The organism is Kordia sp. (assembly GCF_022447245.1).
Lineage (GTDB): Bacteria > Bacteroidota > Bacteroidia > Flavobacteriales > Flavobacteriaceae > Kordia.
In genome coordinates this window covers 213,927-235,323 of sequence record NZ_JAKVBC010000004.1, presented here as the reverse complement: position 1 = coordinate 235,323, position 21,397 = coordinate 213,927, and the positions used below count along the sequence as shown (strand labels likewise).

The window sequence follows — 21,397 nt, the reverse complement described above, 5'->3', positions numbered from 1 at the left end:
ATTGACATAAAAAATAACGACATCGATGTTACCCCAAAAATACCACGAATTGCCAGAAGTGTTCTTTTATTTCCTAAAAATGAGAGCTTTAGTTTTACAAGTAAAGGAATGGTGAAAAATAAAGTTCCAATCGATCTGAAAAATACAATTTGATACGCATTAAAATCCCCCAAATACTTTACAATTGCATTCAAAAAAGCAAAGCCAATGGCGCTAATAATCATAAACTGAATGGCTTTTTTGAGCATGGAAAATTAGTTTATAAAAGAAATTCAAAATTAGATAAATTTGTCCAAAAAAAAGCTTTTACCTAAGAATTCATTTCGATTTAAATCGAAATTTAGAACTTATAAGTTATCATAGTGAGAAAACGTAATTCCATAAATTATTTTGAATGATGTATAAAGATATACTTCTTCTTCACAATACTTATTTTAATAGAGCCACATCTCTTTTTAATTGTTCTAATTGTATTTTTAACTTCTCAATATCAGCAGAAAGTACAGTTAATCGAGTTCGGATATTTTCCAATTTTAAGAAGATTTCATTTAACTTTCCGGTAGGAGCATGCACTTGTTGTTGGCGTTCTTCTCGAACTTCTTTTACAAAATCAGCAATAGATTCGTATCCGCGTTTTTGCCGTTCTTCTACAGTTTTTTTACCATCAACTCTATCACTAAAATCTGCTGTATTTTTAGGATCAATAGGACTAGAGAGATGACGTTCCGTTCTGTTATAAACTTCGGCACCTAACTTGCCGAAATAGAATTCCAATGCGTGTTCTAGTAATCTAACATCACTAGGAGCAAAGCTTCCATTCCATTCTTGATCTTGATCAGGAAATGCTTTGTCAAGTCTTGGGTGTTGTAAGAAAATCTGGTGGAATACACCCGGAACAACAGTTTCTAACATAGCTGCTCTTCTCCAACTTCGATTATGCGCTTCATGTTCTTTACCTGTTAATTTTGCTCCAGCAACTTCATCAGGGTCTAACCCTTCAGTAGCCATATCAATAAAGATGGTTTCCATACCAGCAAATGCCATAGCGTCTGTGTTTCCGCTACGCATGGCTAGTAATCTAACACCATATTGTTCTGCTAAAAAGCGTACCATTCCATATTCAATCTGACCTTTAGTTTTCCCCATACTTTTAAGGCCTTTTGGTGTTTTCATCCACCATTTAATCATATTGGGTTGTTTTTTATAACTTAATGCTGGAGCACCCATAGGAACGGGAATAAAGCCCATACGTTCTACAGCGAGTATCATATCCATAAAACCATATTCACCCGTATCTAATTCTGGATGTGAAGGAGTACGTCCTTTAGGAACTTTATGTCCAGAATCACGATGACTTATAATGACATATTTATTTTTATGACTTTTTACAAACCCGAGATCCTGACTCCACTGTTCATAATATTCCATAGTTTTTGAATCTAACTTACCAGTCATAGCATGTTGTACTTTTTTTCTGGTTCCTAATGGATCAGCAATTGCTGCATGTTTTAATATAGCTGTTGAATAGGTAAGATTACGAATTGTGCCTCCACTTACTCTATTAGGAGATCCTTGATATACACATACGCGATTGTGGAGTTGAGAATATGTTTCGAGTATGCCATCACCTTCAGAAGCCATTTTAAAATTTCCATCAAAACACAAAACCAATTGTAATGTAGGGTCTACATGCATTGCTGCGAGTACATGTGACTTATCTCCTCGTTGTTGTGTGGTTTGTACGATAGCATTTTTTGCCCAAGATTTAACAGCTGTTGGTCTACCAAAGAATTTAACACCATACTTATGAGCCAATTGAAAACTAGCTGCCATTGACGCAGCGCCTTGTTCTCTAGGTCCTAAAGCATCTACGCCATCTGAATCTTTACTTTCGCTTAATAGATGTTCAGTTAGCTCATCAGAACTTTTCCCTTTTCGTTTGCTTGCATTTATAATGGTTTGTGCACCTATGGCTTCATGTAATTCATTTATATTTTGAAACTCGTATGTATTTTTAGATTTAATCATTAACTTTAATAAATGAACACCTTCACCTCCAAATAACCGTTCTAATGGGGTTACGATGTTTCCATTTATTTCTTCATCTTTAGGTTTTAATTCTTCAACTCTTCCTTTTTTACCATGAACAATAACATTACGCTGGGCTACGTTTTTTTTAATGAAGCTATTATTGATTTTCTTTTTAGTTGTAATGGAATCATTATTTACTCCCGAACTTTTCAGTTGCAAGGCCTTCGCACCCATAACATCCGCTTCTTTTTCCAAGCTAACATTGTCATTAATTTTTGAGCCATTGACTGTTTTTGTAGCTTGTACACGGCCTTGTTTTTGCTGTACCACATGCCAAGCTTCATGCGGTAAATGTTTTTCTTGCCCTGAAGCTATATGAATATTAGTTCCTTGTGCGTAGGCATGTGCGTTGAGTTGTGCTGGTTTGGAAGAGTTATAATGTACTTTGACATCATCCATAGAATGTCTGGAAAGACTCTCAATACCAGATTTTAAATTATTGGGTAATCCAGTGTTATTTTTCTTTTTTTGGATGGTAGTTTCTTGTATTTTATCAACTTGCTTTTGTTGTATACTTGAGGAAGCACGATTGTCCTCTAAAGAAAGACCACTTTTTTTATCTGAAGCAGTGTTCAGATATGTAGCAACTGTTTGCTGTGTTTTCTCTTTAGTTTTATTGTTATGTTGATGCTCCATTTTGTATAATATCAAATTTTATTATAACAACTTTTTGAGTGCTTTAGGATGTTATTATTCTACCGAAGCTACTGCATGTCCAACATGCCTACCAGATATATTTCTTGTATTTGGATGATAATCAAAATCTATTACGGTAAGTCCTACTTGTGGAGTTAACTGTACCGCAATACTTATTTTTTTATCTCCATTACCAGCAATCAAATGACCACCTTCATACGTAACAGGACCTGTTTTAAAAGCTGCATTATGTAGTTTGTTTAAAGCACCTCCATCAGCAGTAAAAGCAACATGTCTATTCATTAAATCGTGATAAACTTGATTTAATGCGCCCCTCGAAGGATCTTTATTTACAGGAGCATACCTATATAAATCATGTGCTGTTACAGTATACATAGAATTCCCTTTTTTGTTTGCTGTATTGAAAGAAGTGAATCTCGATGGTCGATTTGCCCATAATCTTGCTGGTCCTCCTAGGCGAGCAGGAGCCGCAAGAGGTCCTTGCCATTCTCCAATATTATTTTCAACAATCCATCCTGTATGTCCATTAACAGTGCCATATACATGTTCTTTTTTCCCAAAAATAATTCCTGAAGTAAATTTTTTCATCATACTAGAATTAATTTGTATAGCATCACCCTTTTTATATGTACCTATTTTATTATGTTTTTGATTTCGAACATTCCCATCGGCTTTTGCTGTGTACTCTCCAACATATTTTGCACGTTGTATAATTTTAGATGGCTTATTAATAGTGTTCAACTCAGATGCTATTTTTGATTTTCGCTGTACCGCTTTTGCACCCATTACATCCGCTTCTTTCTCTAAGCTTTTATTGTCATTGATTTTAGCACCATTCACGGTCTTTGTAGCTTGTACACGTCCTTGCTTTTGTTGTACGACATGCCAAGCTTCATGTGGCAAATGTTTTTCTTGCCCAGAAGCTATATGAATGTTAGTTCCTTGTGCATAGGCATGTGCGTTAAGTTGTGCTGGTTTGGGTGAATTGTAATGTACTTTGACATCATCCATAGAATGTCCGGTAAGACTCTCAATACCAGATTTTAAATTATTGGGCAATCCAGTGTTATTTTTTTGTTGCTGAATTACTGTTTTAGGACGATTGTCTTCAAGTGAAATTCCTTGCATTGTTTGAGTTACTTTATGAGTATGTGCCGCCGCAGTTTGCACTGTTTTTTCTGCTGTTTTTTTAGGAAGCTGTTTTTTCATTACAGGACATGTTTTTTTTGATTATAATATGATATCGTCTGTAGCTACAATGACTGGACTTTTTCCTCCTAAATAGTCTAAAGCAGAACAATAATTATGATTGTGTATGTATTGCTTTAAACGTTCTAAATACGGATCATAATATCCAATATGGACTTCTTTTCCTGTGATTAAAGCTCTGATGTAATCATTTAAAAAAGGATAAGGCGTAAATAGTTTATGATGTACATGATGTTCTAAATGATAGGCATCATCATAGTCGTTTATCATTTTTTTATACTCTGCAATTCCAGTTTCAACACAGCGATAGAAATAATAGAGTATTTCTTGAAAAGGAGTATTTTCACTAGCACCAATAATAAATAAACGCCTACTCGTAATCAGATACCCGACAAGATTTAAACTCTTGTATAGTACGCAGTTATTGAGTGCGTTGGCTATTATGATATTCCGATGTTCTTCTGGAATGTCAAGTCGCCAAGAATTCATCACTAATAATCGAGAATGTTCTCGTAACAATATTAACTCTTCAATATCTATCATAAAAAAACGGCGGTTATGTTTGAGTAATTGTTTTGTTTTCCTTTTTTAATTCTCTTCGTATTCCTGTAAGCAATTCTTGTTTGTTTACAACAGTATCTCCACGTTGTACAGCAGCCAATGCACAATAGCGCAGGACATTGATAATAGCGCCACCTGCCAATTCATAATCTTCAGAGATTTTGTACAAATCAATATCATCAGCCAGTGTACAGGTGCCTGTAAATACATTTTGCCAAAGTTTAAAGCGTTCTTCTGCAGAAGGCATTTTGAAATGTATGATCGATTGAAATCTTCTGGAAAAAGCTTTGTCCATATTAGCTTTTAAATTGGAAGCCAGAATAATGAATCCAGGGAAATCTTCAATACGCTGTAACAAATATGCTGTTTGCTGATTGGCATGTCGGTCATTGGACGAATTTGCTTTGGTACGTTTTCCAAATAGAGCATCAGCTTCGTCAAAGAATAGAATCCAATTTTGATGTGCAGCAGTATCGAAGATACGCGAAAGATTTTTTTCTGTTTCCCCAATGTATTTGGAAACAATCATTGACAAATCTACACGGTATACATCCAATCCTAAGTTTTTACCTAAAAGCGACACTGTCAGTGTTTTTCCTGTTCCTGGAGGACCATAAAATAAAGCTCTATAACCAGGTTTTAAATGTTTGGACAATCCCCAATCTTCCAACAAGGTGTTTTTATGAGAAAGCCAAGTAGTCAATTCTGCCACTTGATCCATAATTTCAGGATTTAATACAACATCATCCCATGCTAAATTGGTGGTTATTTTTTGAGCAGGAAATGAAACGCTGTGTTCTAATTTTGGTTTTTCTCCTGTAATAAAATAGTGTAACCATCGATGATTTAGACTTAACACACCATTGTATTTTGGCAAATAACCTTCTACAGGCTGCATTTGTACTACTTGTTCTTGTTGAAAAATGTGCTGGTTTTCAAAAATAGAAAATACTTCCAATCGCCATTCAGGATTAAGCGCAGTCGTCAAAAACAATAAAGTTTGCCCAGTAGGTAAAAAACCGCTGTGATTTTTGTCGATTACACCTCCAAATTCTGTAAAGCCTCTGTTGTAAATTTTATTCTGACCAAAGAAAATATCCAAAGCTTCAGGAAGAATGTGCGGTGTCATGGCTAAGGCCAAAACAACACGTTCCAAATTGTTCAAATCCCATTCTCTCACTGTATTTGCAAAGGGTGAATTTACTTCGGAAAGATCGGGCATTGTTATATCGGTCCAATGAATGTCTTCGGCTTCTTCATGTTGTAAATAACTACTAATTACTTGATTGATTACATTTTGTAACCAATGAATTTCTTCATGGAGTGAAACAATATATTCGTTAGTTTCCATAGGTTCTAAATAGTATTTCTACGTCATCAAGATTGGCATTTGCCCACGAAAAATATTGTAAAGCAGTATTCGGATTTAATTGATTTGCCTGTAGCATATCTAAGATACATGCTTGCGCTGTGTTCGTTGTTACAGGTGGAGAATATGGACCGCCTAAATTATAAAAATCATATTCATAAAAATTTTCTGCCCATACAGGAACTTGCATTCGCTCGCTGATCAATTCGCTAATAAAAACGTCTAATTTTTCTTGTTGTACAATTAGTTTCTTTGCTTTAAAAAAAGAAGGTTTCTTTTTGTCTTCTCGATGATAAAATTCGATATCTCTAGCTTGAATAGTTTTCGCACTTGAATCGCCAAAAATATCGACCAATCCAAAGTTTTCGGATTCTGTAGCAATCTCTAATTCAGCTTTGTCTGAACCCGCAATTGCTAAAGTCCAACTTTCTGTAGTAGCACTTTCTGTAACAATATAAAGTTCTCTGAACGAATAGAGTGTTTGGGTCATTTTGATAATAAGTTCTTGCTTAAAATCGCCCCAATTAGCAAATTTAACAGATTCGGGAGCACTACTTTTAAAGAAGAAACTTCCAAATCCGTCAAAAGCTAATACTTGTTTGCTAAACTCAAAATCTCCTTCAATGGGATTGTGTCCAGTGTCTCTGCCAGAATACGGCTTGGTAACACCTTCGCTAAAGTTCCAATTAGCAGGATTGAGTTTTGTTCCATTATCAAGAGATACGTCAGCAACATTGACTATATTTTTTCTGAAAATGTTTCCCAAAATGATGATTTCTCCATTTTTGATTTGAAAAAAGTCACCTGGATACATATTTTGATTCAAGGGTTTTGTGGGTATAAAACCATTAGTGTTATTATAAAAACTTCTATAAAACTTTTTAAATACGCTATCCATAATTGTTGTTTTTAGGTGATTAATTTTCTAAATATAATCTTTTTAAGATGCTAAAGCTGCAGCATTTACAGCGGCCAATCCGGCTTGTAATGAACTTAATTTTATTTGTGCTTTGCTTAAGGATGCTTTGGCGTCGTTTAATTGATTTGTAGTATCATCAGAAGCAGCCAATACTTTTTCGTACATGTTACTCGTAATGTTATAAGCAGTGTATAAATAATACTTGAGCGATGTTTTGTCAGTTTTCATATCATTCTCAACACCATCAATTTCTTCTCCTGTAATGAATTCATACAGTTTTGTAGATTGTAACAATTCAAGTGACATTGCAGATTTTCCTTCAATAGTAGTGGCTTTCGAATTAAATACAGATTCTAACTCTACCAATGTTAATGCAACGGCATTATTAGCATCTGAACTCGCTTGTGTTACCATAGTCACTAACTCGTCTGAAATCAATGGATTGCTTGCTTTTTTTCTAACGACTAAGTTTGATAATTTGTCAATAACTTCCGCAGAGTAAATAAGCTTGTTAATCACGGTATTAATTTCTGTAGCTACACTTTTAATTTTGGTTTCTGAATCGGCAGATTGTTTATAGGTATTCTCAGAACTTTCATATAAATCTTTCGCATTATTAATTACAGTGTCTACTGAATTTCTATTGTCTAATGCTTGTGCTTTATTTGCTTCCGCAGTTGCCAATTCGCTAGCTAATTTTGATGCTTTATCAGTAAGCGAATCTACAATAGCTTGGTATTGTTGTACTTCATTTTCTGCGTTTAAGACTTTCTGGGTTAGGAAGTCTATTTCTTGCTTCTTTTTTTCTGTAATTCCGTACCTGTGTGCTGCACTGGTATCTGGAATTAATATAGTTTCTCTACTCATAATGTATTAACTTTTAATGATTAGTTTAATGTTGTTTGTTTTGGATATGCTACGACTTCACTGGTAGTTGCATACGGATCATTGTATGTAAATGCCGCGGTATGCTGGTAATCAGAAAGTGCATTTGTAAACTGTGTATTTACAGTCTCGTCAGCATTATTAGAAATTGAGATGATTGCAGATATATAATCGTTTTTGTTGATCAAACGATTTCCAAAATTATCAGTGGTTTCAGAAGTTAAGGTCACTTTTTTACTGTAAAATTTATATCCTCTAGCTAATAAAATTAGATCGTTAATAAATTGCCCATAATTTGCAAGAAGGACTTCCAGACTTTTAGCGATTACTTCATTTATAACACTTTCAATTAATTTAATAACCTCTTGTAAAAATTGTTCAACATCTGTATCAGATCCTGATTTTTTACTCACATAACTTTTTAACCTTGTATCTAAAGCCTTGATCTTATCATCTCCCAGTTTTCTCAAGACACTTTCGTTGAGGTCTTTTAATAGATATTGAGTTAATGTCATATCTCCGGGTTCTGCAACCGTATAACTTCCTGCAGGAATTTCTTCAGCAACGGTTAAGTTAAAGAAGAATCCTGGTTGTAAGTGATCTTCATTTGCTAAGGCTTGCTCTTTCTCTTTTTCTAAAACTTGTAGTTCAAGATTCAGCAAATCTTTTCTTTGTGCATCTGTAATGCCTTTAGAATTTGTTTTCGTTGTTTTCTTAGCAGATGCTTTAATAGACTTTATATCCTTTGACGGAGTATCTTCAACTTTATCTAGTTTTTGCTGAGCATTTAAAGCATATAGTTTTGCTTGAATGTCACTAATTTTTTCATTGTAAAGTGCTTCTAGTTGTTCTCTGTCTTTAACTTCTTCGTCAATGTATTCTAATTCGTCTGTAGTTAACAAGCCACGAACTAAATCTTGGTCATTCGGCAACAATACACAACGATATTGAATGTTTTTTAAATCTTCAGTATCACCGTTTTTAAAGTAATCTGGGTTTTCAAAGATTCCAAATTGGATCACATTTTTAACATCAGGAGCTTGAATTCCTCCAGCATTCGCAGAGCTTAGCTGATTTTTTAACACAAACTTTTTTGATGGCGCAGATAAATAATCGTCAAAAGTATTGATAGATTTTTTATATGTATTTGTAAATACAGCCATGACAAATATTACATATTCGCTTCCTAATTCTAATTTGTTTCCTTCCGAATCGAGTAATACAGGTTTGTCTACTGTACTTTCTCCTGAAATATAGATTTTCTGATAAATTCCATCTTCAGTATCTTCATTTGGTGTAATAGCCACATATCTGCCAGAGTACCCTTCAGTAACAATTGCTTCTGCATCGTTAATGTTGAATGTACTACTCTTACTTTTTTCTACAAGCATGATGTAATAATTCTCAACAGGATATCCTACAGGTCTATCTTTTCCATCAGCTTGTTTTAGATTGAATGGACTTTTATAATTCTTGAACGAAACCGTATAGCTATCATGATTCCCAACAGTAATTGGTGTGGTAACAGCAAGATTTAAATTCAATTCACTATTATTTAAGTGATATGCTTCTTTTGTAGCGTTATACGAAACACTATAATCTTCAAGAATTCCTTCTGCTTTTTTCTCATTTGTATTTGCTGTAGCTAGTTCGGCACCTTGTGAAGATAATAACGCAGTAGTATCGTCATATTGCTTTGTTACTAAAGCTAGTAAATCTTTTATAGAAGTATCTGTCGCTGTGGCTTTATCGGCTAATGTTGTTGTAGTCACTTCCGAAATAGACGCCGAAGCTTCCATACTGTGCTGTGATGCTTTTTCTGCTTCATACGCAGTATCATTCATCAATACATAGGCTTTGTTACTTTGTGCATAAATATCTGTATCAAAGTCCGCCGCATTTACAATACTAAAAATACTTCCAGTATCACTCGCTAATTTCAAAATAGCATTTGCTGCAATTTGTAGATTTGCTGCTGCCACTGCAGTATTGCTGACAGATTTATCCGTATAGTCTTTAGCATTATTAGCCGATTGTAAAACATTGGTAGATAAATCGCTGTCAATAATAGCTTGTTCGTATACTTTTTTCTGATACGCGTATTTTGCAGTAGTTACTTCTAATTCTTCTGCGGTTGTAATTCGCGCACATTGTGCGTAGTAGAGCGAAAACATGGATGCTTCCAAATTTGCTTCTACATTTTGTAATTCTAATTCTTGTGCGTCCAATGATGTAACGACACTTGAATGTAGATTGTCATTGTAAGAACTCATAAATGTTATTTTTTAGTTTGTTAATTAATGTTGTAAACCTTGGTAGGTTGTGGTTGTGTTATCTCTTTTTTCAGAGCTAGCTGCTGTCTATTTTGGGTATATTTTTTCGGTATATTTTCATGGTGTTTAAGTTTTTAAAATGGCCAAGTGACATGTAATGGTTTTTCCATCCATGGTAATTTTATGATTGAAAATGAAAAGGGTGATTTTAGCATCAAAACATCATACGGTCTTTTTTCAACAGTCAATTCCCAACGATCTTCGGTTTCTCTCAAAATACCTTCTCTTACCAACCAATTTCCGCGAAACCCATTGGTAGAAGTTTGTCCAATAGCAGGCCAATAATTGATAGCTGCTTGAATCATTCAATTTATTAAATCTTTTTGGTCTTGCGACATTTCAATACTATCTTTTATGGGCGTATTTGGTGAGAGTCCTACCAATATTTTATTTAATGTCAATAATGATTCTTCCGTTTCTGTTAGTCCGGTAACAATAAATTGCAGATAATGCACTGCATTAATTTGCGCTTCTTCAGAAACAAATGCATTATTTTTTACCGTGCCTAAACGCTCTAGTAGCATTAAAAAATATGAGTTAAGCATCACCAATCCTGCATTCATAATAGAAACACCTTCTTCAGGAAACGAGGTATTTGTTGTTTGATCCATATATGGAATTTTTATAGTTGTGTTTTCAATTTCTTGAGTTGAGTTTTTTGATGAGGCTTCATGAGAAACCAAACTATTATAAGTCACTAATAAGGCTGTCGGCAACATCGTTTTCATTGCATTAATAGCAGCATAAAAATCTTGTTTTTGAACTGCTTTTTTTCCGCAAGTTTCCCATAACAATTCATTCCAAATATTTGTGCTTGCAATCAAAGACCAGTTGGAAGTTTGCCAAGCAATCACCACTTTTTTGATGATAATTTGTTGTAAACTTTTGGTCGATATTCCTCGCATACTGACAAAAGCAATCGTTTCATACAGTTTTCGAATATTCAATAATTCTTTTTGTTGCGCACTGTATAATTTTAGCAATGCTGCAATAAAAGTTTCAAAGTGAATTGTGTGCATAAATTTGATCAACTGTACTTCTGAGATGTGCTGACTGCGAATTGTTTTTAAAATGATCAAAGGTTGCTGTGCGATCAATTCGTTGACAACACGTTCATAAGTGTACGATTGCGTGTGTAAAAACCAAGCAGGAATTTCATAATGCGTTAGCAAATGCTTGCTTAATTCCTCCATTTTTTTGGTTGTTGTATAGCTTTTAACCATTTCTGAAAGTGCAACATCTTGTTTTTGTTCTGAAATCAATTCAAAAACACGATGTCTTTCTACCAATACTGTTTTAAGGATAAGAGGAATATGTATGTTGTTGTTTTGAATGTGTTTTACAATGGTAATTTGATCCAAAGTTGTAATTTCAGAAAGTGCATCAAATGTGGTTTTTGTAAGAAATTCGACACTTATTTTTGTAGCAGTTTTTCCTTTGATAATTGCAATGACTTGTTTCCAAAAAATGATTTGTAAGGTGTTGATTATTTTCGAGTTTCCAAGTTGTTTTGCAATGCTAAATAAGGTGTGTATTGCTTTAAAAGTTTCCGATTGTGCGCTAGAAGTATCATTTGCATGGAACACAATAAATGCTTCAAATTTGATAGCTTCATTGAAAAACTGCAACTGTTTTTTCACAATTGTTGTTTCCTGAATAATACTGCGAACTTTTGCTGGCGATGTCTCTAATGCAACCATGATTATTTCAGAGAAAGTATAGGTTTTTTTCGCAATTTCAACAGTAATATTGGTCGTTGTTATATGTGTACGAACGGCTTCAAACAATGCTACCACCGAAATGCGATACGGTAATTGTAAAGTTTGAATTTCAGCAGTAATCGGTTTTGTTTTTGATACAGGTTTCACCGCTTTTTTTGCAGTTGCTTTTATCGTTGGAAATGTCTGTAGGACCATTTCTTCGTAAAGTGTTTCAAAACGGCGTTCGTTTCCACGATGTGTTTGATATTCTACCAATGTTTGCCAAAATAATTCGTGTAATATCGATTTGATTTGTGTGGTATTAAAGCTAGTTTTTGTACGCGTAATTTGTGTGTAAAAGTTAGTAATCAAACGTGTGCGAATTTGTACGCCGTTTGCAACGAGATAGGAAATAAGCGTTGCTTCGTTGGCTTTGAATTCACGTGAAGTTATTTTTTTGGCACGTATCAATTTCAAAATATTTTTGGCAACTTTTGCTTGTTGATTTGATGTTTGTACTAAACTTAAAAGTTCTTCCAACGGTGTTTGAGAAATATACTTTATGTACTGCTTTTCAATTGTAACAAACTCACGAGCCGACCATGAAAGAGTTCTGATTTTTCGTGTTTTCAAGATCAACTTAATCACTTCCTGAATGTCTGTTTTCGTAATTTGGATAGTCGTTTCTTGTCGTGTTAAGTATTGTAAAAGCTTTGCAAAGAATACGGATGCATTTGATGTTGGATGCTTCCAAAGAACTTCAAAACCTGAAACGATCAATATACTTTTGATAGCATGTAATGCACTTGCTTTTTTGGCTTTTTGGGCAATTAATGTTTCTATGATTTGCTGCACTTTTGTCAACACCGTATATATTTCTGGTTGAACAGTTTTTAAGAAACGAGCTGTTCCGTATGCAGAGACTAATGCTGAAATATGAATGCTTACTTTTGGCGTTTTTTCTAATTGCTGAACATTATTCCAAAACTTTACTGGTGAAGCCGTAATCCATTTTTGCACTGTTTTTTCTAGTTGTTGTATGCTATGTGTTGTGCTTCCTTGTTGTTCAATTTCTGCAATATAATGTGCAATAATTTGTTGCAATGCCGTTTCTGAAGTATATATTTTAGTGCGTGTAATTTCTTTTTGATACAGCGTATTTAGTTCTTTAAATAGTGGAATAAAACTCGTTGTCTTTTGTATGTTGAAGCTGTTTGATGTCACAAAATGATCTAAAATAATAAGCTTGCTTTGTCGCTGCTGTATGGCAAGTTTTTCTATGATAAAATCTAAGAATGTATTTTTTGTAACAGATGTGCTTTGATGTGCAATACAAAAGGTAATTCCGAATGTATACAAGTCCAAAATATCCACCTTTACTTGATTTGTTTGTGGAAGTTTTGCTAAAAATGAAATTTGAGTCAATACATTTTTAGATAGAGAAGGTGACAATACAATGAATAAACGTTCTACAGCAGCAGGAATCAAATCTTTCAAAATTGCTTTCCAAGTAGATGGCTTTTGATCTACATTAAGCATAATTTTTTGAAAACGAGCTGCATCTACTTTTGATAAATTGATCACCAATTCATTAAATTCATTTTTCTGTATATTATTACTTCTAGCGGAAGCTGTATTAAAATAGGTTTCAGCTTTGAGCCAGAAATTTTCTTTTAGTTTCGCGGTTTTTACTTTTGAAAAAGAAGTGTTGTATAATTCTTTAGATAATAATTTTAAAATTGCGATTAAACCATTATCTACCTGAGAATATTCGTTAGCACGTTCTATCGCTTCTTCAATCAATTCAATCATAGAATCATAAGAAATATTGAAATGACTTGCCATTTGTTCCACAGTACTTTTTACAAAAGCAACTCGGTTAAAAATGGTTCCGCGTTCTGTGAATAGGTAGTTTAAAATCCACAACCAAATATTTTTCTTAAGATCATTTGTGCTAGTTTGAACAATCGTCTCTTTTTCCTGAACCTTGATGAATTCATCCGAAAAATTAATAATCTGCTGATGATTGTTTGGTTCCAATCCTGCAATTATTTTTTTTACGGTGATATCTGGAAATTGCCAAGCAATACGCTTGCGAACATTTTGCGAAATACCAATTTCTTGAATCATTTTTATAACGCCTAAGCGATTGTTAATCAACTGCAAACGCATAATTTGAACTGCCGTTCCATAAGCTTCTTGATAATTCCACGGTAACATTCCTTGTACCAAGAAATCGCGTAATACATTGATTTGCGCAATGTCTTCATGAACAATTTCTAAGGTTTTGTCTCCATTTTTAGGATACATGATCAAGTCGTACAAAGCATTTCGCAACGCTTCTTCCAAACGTAATGGAAGTTCACTGAGCATGTTTTCATACGTAACTGAGCCCAAGTCCACTGCCAGTTTTCGAATTTTTAAGGTTTGACCTTGTGGACAAATGCTATCAAACACACGATTGATGATGCGTTTCATTTTATACGCACTCCACGCGCTAATATCCATTTGTAATTGATGCGCAAGATTTTTGGAATCGAATGCAGTATCCCATTGACAACGTGTGATGATATGTGCTCCTTGACTATGCATTTGTTGGCAGTGTGTTTTTAGAAATTTGTAGCAGTGTTGCAATTAATTTTGCAGCGTTTGTGATGATGTTTTCTTCGTCTATAGTTCCTGTTTTTGCGTTGTAAATATTTGCATTATACCAATCCACATATTGTGGAATTAAGGTTTTTAAATCGTCATGGGTTGCATACATCGGATTTGTGGTCACTTGAATAGGCAATTGACTTTCCATAAAGAAGGAAAGGCGATGTTGCCAATCAGAAGCGATGAGTTCTGGAATGTAAATTGGGAAAATCCAAAGCAATGTGTTTTCTAAAAATGCATCTGTGATATACATGGTATTTTCACCATTCCAATCAACATTAGCTGTCCATGAATATCCTGTATTTTCAATAGCTGTAAAGTCTGCATTTTTAATATCTGTACTTTCTATTTTTGTGAGTGTATATGTTGAATTTATACTCGTTAAATAGCTTTGAATATCTTGAGATTGCATGGTGTTCAATTTTATAGAAAGCGTGACAAAATCATGATAATTTAACCTCGTATCTAAGCGATAAAACGTATTTGATATTGTATGTTCTTTAATGTGTACTTGAAAACTTCCCGATTGTAATAGCAAGTTTGTTTCAATGGCAATCATACCTTTACGTTCGGTAATTAACCATAATGCCATGTCGCTTTGTTGATATAGCTTTGAAAGTTTGTCTTGCCTGGTAGTTTCGGGATCCAAATCTAAAACACCTTGTATGAAATTGACATAAAATGGTTTTAGTGTCAACAACATACCTAATTTTAGCGAGAGCATTATATAGTCTAAAGTATCTTGCTGAGAGATTGCTTCTTCATTATTAATGCGTGCTATATCAAAAACACCATTCTTTTTATAGGTTTGTGTTAAGATTTTGTGCAATTCTTTTTTAGCACGATATGCTGCTTTTGCAGTTTCAATTTTTTGCTGCGATTCGCCAAAAAGATCTGCTAATTTTAGTTGCAAGTCTGCTAAAGTTTCGGCAGAATTCGTTTTGCTTAATTGATCAATTAATTCAGGTGTAATTTCTAAAATGAAAGCATTCAATTTAGTAGCTCCGATATTGTGATATGCTTTCGCACGATTGTACGATAAAGGTGTTAAGTTCTGTAAATACAGACTTTTAATAATGACACGATCTTTTAAAACATCACCTGAATATACAGTTCCATATATGAGTGTATTTATGACCAAAGGCGATTCGCCATGTCTTGCTAACAAATGATCGAGTAAATTGTCTCTACGTTGTAAATTTACACCATCATCTTCATTAATCATCAACAAGCCATACATGTATGAATTATATGGATCGTCTTGATACGACAACCAATTATTATGTGCTAATGTAGCATCAGATTCTGAGATTGGTCCAAATTTAAAAATGTTGTTGTTTCGTAAAAGCGGCTCTATATTTGGAACACTTCCGTATAAAGATTGGTAAAAATAGGTAGGCGAAAATACTTCAAACGGAACAGGATACTTTGGGTTTGCTTTTTCTTCCGCATTCTTGATATTGTTAAAATGTTCCAGATCCGCAGGACTTCCTGTGATTGCGTTTTTGAAGGAAAATAGTTTGTCAATATTTGCCAATTGTGCAAATTGATTGCTCAACATTTGATCAAATAAACTCAAATATCCTTTTAGCTGGCGCGATTGTGCTACTTGATAAGTTGGTGTATTGTCATTGGTAGCATTTAAACCTACGGCATACGATTCTGGAAATGTATTTTGAATAGAGTAATAACTCGTAATATCTCTATATTTTCCCGATGGAAGTTTTGGCGCTATTTGTACAGCAGCGACTTCATTGATTTCTGAACTTTTTTGCTGCATGTTTGCCAATTCATCCAATAGAGAAGTATTTAACGATGCATTTAGGTCTTTTCCTTGTGAGCTTATTTGAAAACTAGTATTGCTGGCATTATTTAAAAAAGACTGGGAAAAATTGAACGTCAAGATTTCATTTGTAGCGCAAGTTGCTGTTGTAGAAGTTGTGTCGTTATATGTAAACGAAACTCCAGAAATAGTTTGTACACCTTCTATTCCTTGAATTAGTTTGGTGATTTCAAATGCTTGAATTGTATCTTTTTTGGGTTGAATACTTTCCATGGAAATCCAGCCATTATTTAAGCTTGGACCATTGAAAATTTCATTTGTTTTTTTGCCTTCTTCCTTTAGTTTATCATAACCTGTTTGTACAACATCTGGGAAAATATAATCTGTGATTGATTGCATGATTTTAGGTAAAACGGTATGCAAATCGTATCCAGATTCTAACGCAAGTTTGCCACTAATTATGTATTCTTTTTTGACAAGTATTTGTGGTTTTAAAAACAACTCGCTTACGTTTCTACAACTATTCAATACAAAAAAAGCTTCTGTTTCAGGAGAATTAATTACGGTTGGATCGTCGTAATTAGGATTCAACAATAAATACACTTCGTAAATACCGCTTACAAAAGGAAATTTTAGCGAAATAGGTGTAATGATTACATTTTTTACACTAGGAACTTGATCAATCACATATTTTATATAGTCATCAATAGTAATTGGTGACGTAGTTAAAATGTTTTGTGGTAAATAGAATTGATTATCCACAGTTAAATCACCACTTTCTTGTGTCAAAATATCTTTCATTGAAAAATTGGCACAATATCCCAATTCGGTAAACGCATAGCAGAGTTGTTCCAAAATGGTCACACCAGGATCGCTTGGATTTAAGTTGGTCCATTCGGTACTACTGTGTTTTTGGATATATGCAAAGCCTGCTGCTTTCAGTGCTTTAAAATCAAGCTCCAAAGGAAGTTGCGCATCTATTATGTAGTTTTCCTGTGTCATAAATGGTACTTGATTAAACTGTTTTTTGTGGTGTTATTTAAAGATGGAACTAGAATGGCACCATCTATTTGTGAAACTTCTTGTGTACTTGCTTGATACGTAATATTTCCAGTGCTAAAATCTTTTGTGCCTATTTGAAATGACAAACTGTTGATTTCTAAAATGCTATCGTACGTATTGATGAATGCTGCAAGTTGTGCTGTATTTAATCCGCTATCAATAGTCAATTGAGATTGCGCACTGGTAATCCAAGGAGACAGAAAAATATTGATTCCGTCATTGACTTCCTTTTCTACAGTAGTAACATCTTCGTCTTGTTGTACTTGAATATCGCCTGTGATTTTTACATAATTCAATTCAAAATTCTCTACTGCTATATTTATAAAAGAAGAAACGCGTTCAGTAATATATTTTTGAATATCTAGTTCGTAGCATTCGCTTAAAAGTGGCACAAAAGCATTTGAATCACTAGCGTCTACGACTCTTTTTACGACATAAGTACATACTTGATTTGATGATTTTTTATAGATTGATTTGGAATAGTATACTTCCTGAAATTCCAATCGGATGGTATTAAAATAATCGTCCATTGTCACCAATCGATTTTTCGTTTTTAAACGCGTACTCACGCGCGAATTCATGTGCGCATTTGTTTCTGCAGCTTTTCCGCCAAATGAAGGAAACGGTTGTATTGTAGCTCCAATTTGTGGAATGGCAGTTTGTGGTGTTGTAATTACATTCGCGGCAATTTGTGGTATTGTGGTTGAATAATCATTCTTAGCAATAATGCGTTGTAATGTAAATCCGTTAGTGTCTAAAAATGAAGTTTCTGGGAAACTGTCAGGATTGTTGGTCGTTCCAATAGCAATCCAACAGTTGTTTCCTGCTATTGTTATATGTTCTGTTGCAATATCGTCTGGAATGTTAATTGTTATAATTCCTGAGCAGGTAAAATTATTTGTACTATCTTCAATAGAAGTCAGTGTTTTCCATCCATCTGTACTCAAGTAAGCATAACTCACATCTTTTGTAGTAAGTACCTTTTCTGTATATGCACGTGCCAGTTCAAAATAAAAACTCACTTTAGCAGGCACAATCATATCTTGTAATTCTAAATATAGTTGTCCTTTAGAAGCAAATGTTGGCACTAACGGGATTGCTGTCAATGGAATGATATTTCCGTTTTCATCTCTTGCCGGTGAGCTTCCAAAAGTGGTATTTTTAGTGCAGATTTTTTCTTCTAAGCTTGTGTCATACACTTTGTAATTTTCAAAAGGCGTATTGTAAAAGCATTGAAGCGGATAGCTTTGTGCATTGTTAGAAAAATCATAACTCACAGAAGCTGTATAATTTCCTTCAAAAGCACAGACCATTGGAATAAATGGAATATTTGCAGGAGAGACTAAATCTTGTCCATCACTTGAGTTTTTTATTTTTTCAGCGATGATTTCAGCATTAAATAAGGCAATAGCTTGTACCACTTTTGCATATAATTCAGTTCCAAAACCATAGATTGGTTCAGTGAGTTTCATTTTTAAAAAACCAGCTGTTGTTTTATTTGTAAGTTGCAAAGGTTGTTGTTGCAATGTAGGATCAACGGTTACTGGATCAAGATTCATTCCTGAAAAATCAAACGTTCGTGATGAAGGAATCGTAGTTGTATTTGTTGTAGACAAAAAGAACAAATTTTCTTCTGTACTAGAAGAAACCGTTTCCCCGTTAACTATAGTGTTAAAATCTTCCCAAACACCATTTTTTAAATGTTGAAAATCTACCAAAAAGGAAGTGTTTGAAAATTGGAATGTATTGGTAGTGTCAGTCGTTAATCCTGTTTTTTTATCTGAACCTAAAAATCCTCTAATTTTTTTGAGTAGTGATTTTTTCTCTTGAATGTTAGTTGAAAGTGCTTTATTTTCAGCTTCTACTATTTTGTCAGCAACAACTTTTTTAGTAGTGTCTATTTCGTTTTTGATATTTGTTTTAGCAGTGTCTACCGTATCTTTGTCTATTTTTTTGGCAGTTTGCATGTCCGTTATCAAGGTATTTTGAATATCAGTAATTGAAGTAAGCATCTCGTTATTGAGATCTTTGATATCGGAAATAAGTGTACCTGCTTCATCAGATTTTTTGTCTAATTTTTTAGCTTGTTTATCTACCATGTCCTTGAGATCCGTTTGATTTTTTTGAATCAATGTTACGGCATCATCTACTTTGCTTTTGCGCAAAACACGTTTGAATAATTTTTCTTTCGATTTGGTGACGTCTCTGTAAAAAGCATCTTGAGAATTGGTAATACTTTTTATCAATGAAGCAAGTTCATTGGTATAAATTGTACTTCCAGAATATGCTCCATTTAGGTAGTTATTGTAAGCTTCATAATAGGGGGCAAAATCAAAATCAGGATCAAACGGATTCCATGTCAACGAAAACTCTATATCTTGCACAGGTTTGCTAAATACTTCTGCATTTCCAATCATAAAACTCTGGCTTACTTTTGGCGCTGCACCCAATAATTGAAATGGCTTTTTAGGATTGAGTTGTCCAAAATCATTATACAGTTGAAAATTTTGCAAGCCATTAACCTCAACATCAATAGACAAGGTTTTTATTTGTGGTGGATTTGCCAGTTCTTCAAATTCAGAAAAGAGCATTTTAAACAAAGGCCATTCACTGGTATATCCATCAGGATTTTTTGCAAATGTTATAATTGCAGGATCAGTTTGAAGCAATGTAATGGTCATTTTTAAATTGCGATCAATCGTCATTGGCAATGTAAAGCTTGGTGTTGTAAAATCGAGTGTTACTTGATTTCTTGGGATTTCGAACCAAGCTTTTTTAGTGCTTAAATAGAATTTTGTTTGCTCTTGAAGAATAGATGAGAATGTGGAACTCGAAAATGTAAAGTTTAAGGTAATTACTCGCGATTCTGCTTCTGTCAAATACAACATTGGCGAACCAAAAGCCATTGCCATCGTTTTGGAATCTTCGGTTTGTGGTAATTGTGTGCCAAATGTTTTCCACGTTTTTATAGTGCCATCTTCATCTTTACTCACTTCATTTACAGGCGGTAATTTTTGCAAATACAATTCAGAATTATACTTATTTACAACGGTCTGAGCTACTGTGTATGCATTTGCAATTTTAGCAGGATTTAAGGAAACTTTGTTAGTAGTTTCAAATAGAATTGGTTGTTTGTCAGCATCTACACCAGCTGTAAATATGGTGTTTTTTGCTAATTGAAATGTGGTTGTTTTTTTAGCCAAAATACTACTTGCAAATACAGTATCTGGTGTGACACTATTTGGAAATTGTTTTAAAATATCACCGTAATAAAAATTCAAATGTTTTTTTGATAGCGAATTGAATTGTTTCTGATAAATTTTTAACAAACTCGTAAATGTTCTTAGTAGAATCGTATCTGGAAAATTCCCAGGAGTTTCTTGTAGTGTTGTTAATTCAGTATCAGCATACGAGATACATTTACTATAAAAAGAAAATACTTTTTTACCTGTACTGTATAAAGCATTATACAAGTTATCTTGTGTAAGATTTTCGATGTAAAAACACGTTGCTTCTGGTGCATCTTTGCATGGAGACATTGGCAGTCCTAAAACAGTCCAATAAGGTTCTTGTCCTTTGTTTATTTTCCATACTTTTTTGTCAAAATCTTCAAAAGCATATTGATTTACGTTTTGAATACCAGGAATATTTGGTGTAGTATGTGGCGATTTTTGGTAATTGTAGAGTTGTTTTCGTAAGTCTAATAATGACCATAATATTAAACCATACGTATCTTTAACACTATTAATGATATAAGTTTTTAAGTTATATTCTAGTGTAGATTCTTGCGTATAATGTGTCCATCGTTCTATGACTTGAAAGATGTAACTCAGTTGATCAAAAAGCTGATTAAAGGCATTGGAAATAAAATCAGTTTTTGAAGTGTCTGAAATTACTTTTTTCAATTGCAAACAAGTATTGATAAATAGCGAATACGCTTTTTGAAAAGGTGTTTTGGAAATAGAAGCCACTAAAAAAACAGGATCTTTTAGTAAAAATGGCGACCAATTTCCATTGATAGTATTTGTTCGATCATAAAAATTAAACAACGAGGCAAATTCAGCTAGCAAACGTAAGTTGTCAGTTTCCGTTCTGCTATCCAACAAACTAGCACTTGGCACTAGCGATTTTTCTAGTGAAAGCATTGCTATATATTGATCGAATTGACTCATG

General features: G+C 33.9%; 9 protein-coding genes and 2 pseudogenes. All 11 read right to left on the bottom strand.

Features of this window, described 5'->3' with window-relative positions:
- Positions 1-248: pseudogene (locus MK119_RS05030) on the bottom strand (EamA/RhaT family transporter); the annotation flags it as partial.
- Positions 249-429: 181 nt separating this feature from the next.
- Complete coding sequence (locus MK119_RS05025; protein ID WP_290671475.1) at positions 430-2,727, bottom strand: DUF4157 domain-containing protein; 2,298 nt, start codon at positions 2,725-2,727, stop codon at positions 430-432.
- Positions 2,728-2,781: 54 nt separating this feature from the next.
- Complete coding sequence (locus MK119_RS05020) at positions 2,782-3,957, bottom strand: DUF4157 domain-containing protein (RefSeq protein WP_290671473.1); 1,176 nt, start codon at positions 3,955-3,957, stop codon at positions 2,782-2,784.
- A 21-nt stretch (positions 3,958-3,978) separates the two neighbouring features.
- Positions 3,979-4,500 carry a hypothetical protein gene (locus tag MK119_RS05015; RefSeq protein ID WP_290671471.1) on the bottom strand — a complete coding sequence of 174 codons (522 nt, stop codon included), beginning with the start codon at positions 4,498-4,500 and terminating at the stop codon, positions 3,979-3,981.
- Between the two features lie 13 nt (positions 4,501-4,513).
- Positions 4,514-5,869, bottom strand: coding sequence for an ATP-binding protein (locus MK119_RS05010; protein WP_290671469.1), 1,356 nt, complete (start codon positions 5,867-5,869; stop codon positions 4,514-4,516).
- Entirely contained in the window at positions 5,859-6,785 is a 927-nt protein-coding gene (locus tag MK119_RS05005) for a hypothetical protein (RefSeq protein WP_290671467.1), read from the bottom strand. The genes MK119_RS05010 and MK119_RS05005 overlap by 11 nt, the downstream gene beginning before the upstream one ends.
- Before the next feature lie 42 nt (positions 6,786-6,827).
- Entirely contained in the window at positions 6,828-7,673 is an 846-nt protein-coding gene (locus MK119_RS05000; RefSeq protein WP_290671466.1) for a hypothetical protein, read from the bottom strand.
- A gap of 20 nt (positions 7,674-7,693) precedes the next feature.
- Complete coding sequence (locus MK119_RS04995) at positions 7,694-9,964, bottom strand: hypothetical protein (protein ID WP_290671465.1); 2,271 nt, start codon at positions 9,962-9,964, stop codon at positions 7,694-7,696.
- 134 nt (positions 9,965-10,098) lie between these two features.
- Positions 10,099-14,316 (bottom strand): annotated as a pseudogene (locus MK119_RS04990) (contractile injection system tape measure protein).
- Positions 14,309-17,164 carry a hypothetical protein gene (locus MK119_RS04985; RefSeq protein WP_290671464.1) on the bottom strand — a complete coding sequence of 952 codons (2,856 nt, stop codon included), beginning with the start codon at positions 17,162-17,164 and terminating at the stop codon, positions 14,309-14,311. The pseudogene MK119_RS04990 and the gene MK119_RS04985 overlap by 8 nt, the downstream one beginning before the upstream one ends.
- Positions 17,161-21,396 carry a hypothetical protein gene (locus MK119_RS04980; protein WP_290671462.1) on the bottom strand — a complete coding sequence of 1,412 codons (4,236 nt, stop codon included), beginning with the start codon at positions 21,394-21,396 and terminating at the stop codon, positions 17,161-17,163. The genes MK119_RS04985 and MK119_RS04980 overlap by 4 nt, the downstream gene beginning before the upstream one ends.
- Position 21,397 lies beyond the last annotated feature (1 nt).

What these genes read in the sequence shown, in the direction of transcription:
- MK119_RS05025 (WP_290671475.1), bottom strand. Translation starts at nt 2,727, where the DNA reads ATGGAGCATCAACATAACAATAAAACTAAAGAGAAAACACAGCAAACA.
- MK119_RS05020 (WP_290671473.1), bottom strand. Translation starts at nt 3,957, where the DNA reads ATGAAAAAACAGCTTCCTAAAAAAACAGCAGAAAAAACAGTGCAAACT.
- MK119_RS05015 (WP_290671471.1), bottom strand. Translation starts at nt 4,500, where the DNA reads ATGATAGATATTGAAGAGTTAATATTGTTACGAGAACATTCTCGATTA.
- MK119_RS05010 (WP_290671469.1), bottom strand. Translation starts at nt 5,869, where the DNA reads ATGGAAACTAACGAATATATTGTTTCACTCCATGAAGAAATTCATTGG.
- MK119_RS05005 (WP_290671467.1), bottom strand. Translation starts at nt 6,785, where the DNA reads ATGGATAGCGTATTTAAAAAGTTTTATAGAAGTTTTTATAATAACACT.
- MK119_RS05000 (WP_290671466.1), bottom strand. Translation starts at nt 7,673, where the DNA reads ATGAGTAGAGAAACTATATTAATTCCAGATACCAGTGCAGCACACAGG.
- MK119_RS04995 (WP_290671465.1), bottom strand. Translation starts at nt 9,964, where the DNA reads ATGAGTTCTTACAATGACAATCTACATTCAAGTGTCGTTACATCATTG.
- MK119_RS04985 (WP_290671464.1), bottom strand. Translation starts at nt 17,164, where the DNA reads ATGACACAGGAAAACTACATAATAGATGCGCAACTTCCTTTGGAGCTT.
- MK119_RS04980 (WP_290671462.1), bottom strand. Translation starts at nt 21,396, where the DNA reads ATGAGTCAATTCGATCAATATATAGCAATGCTTTCACTAGAAAAATCG.